The organism is Bradyrhizobium uaiense (assembly GCF_010811875.1).
In the GTDB taxonomy this organism is placed as follows: Bacteria; Pseudomonadota; Alphaproteobacteria; order Rhizobiales; family Xanthobacteraceae; genus Bradyrhizobium; species Bradyrhizobium uaiense.
On sequence record NZ_VKHP01001062.1, the window covers coordinates 1 to 240 of the forward strand.

A 240-nucleotide genomic window follows, 5' to 3' on the forward strand; every position below is an offset into this window, starting at 1 on the left:
GATCGGCGTCATAGGCGGCGTCGGCCATGACGACCCCGGCGGACAGGCCTTCGATCAATGCGGCGGCTTGCGGTGCATCGCCCTTCTGGCCCGCGGTGAGCGTGAACCGCACGGGACATCCCAAGCCCCGAACCGCCATATGTATCTTGGTGCTCAAGCCGCCGCGCGAGCGCCCGATCGCTTGATCTTCAGACCCCCTTTTTTCGCCCCGGCGGCGTGCTGATGCGCCCGGACGATGGT

At 67.1% G+C, this 240-nt stretch carries 1 pseudogene; it reads right to left on the bottom strand.

Annotated features, from left to right (window positions below):
* A pseudogene (locus tag FNJ47_RS55735) lies at positions 1-240 on the bottom strand (transposase); the annotation flags it as partial.